Consider the following 375-nt stretch of genomic DNA (forward strand, 5'->3'; position numbering starts at 1 on the left):
GCTTCTACCAGGCCTCGACCTCCGAGCTGTACGGGCTGGTGCAGGAAACGCCGCAGCGCGAAAGCACGCCGTTCTATCCCCGAAGCCCCTACGCCGCGGCCAAGCTGTACGCCTACTGGATCAGCGTGAACTACCGCGAGGCCTACGGCATGTACGCCTGCAACGGGATCCTGTTCAACCACGAATCGCCCAAGCGCGGCGAGACCTTCGTGACGCGCAAGATCACCCGCGGCCTGGCCCGCATCGTGCTGGGCCTGCAGGAATGCCTGTACCTGGGCAACCTGTCGGCGCTGCGCGACTGGGGCCATGCGCGCGACTACGTCGAAATGCAGTGGCTGATGCTGCAGCAGGACACGCCGGAGGACTACGTCATCG

General features: G+C 65.3%; 1 protein-coding gene. It reads left to right on the forward strand.

Annotation, left to right across the window (positions count from 1 at the left end; all coding sequences use genetic code 11):
- Positions 1 to 375: GDP-mannose 4,6-dehydratase (locus ACR6JA_RS22780; protein ID WP_494599750.1), on the forward strand; the 375-nt coding region annotated here is incomplete at both ends.

The sequence above is a fragment of the Cedecea sp. B1(4) genome, assembly GCF_059414925.1.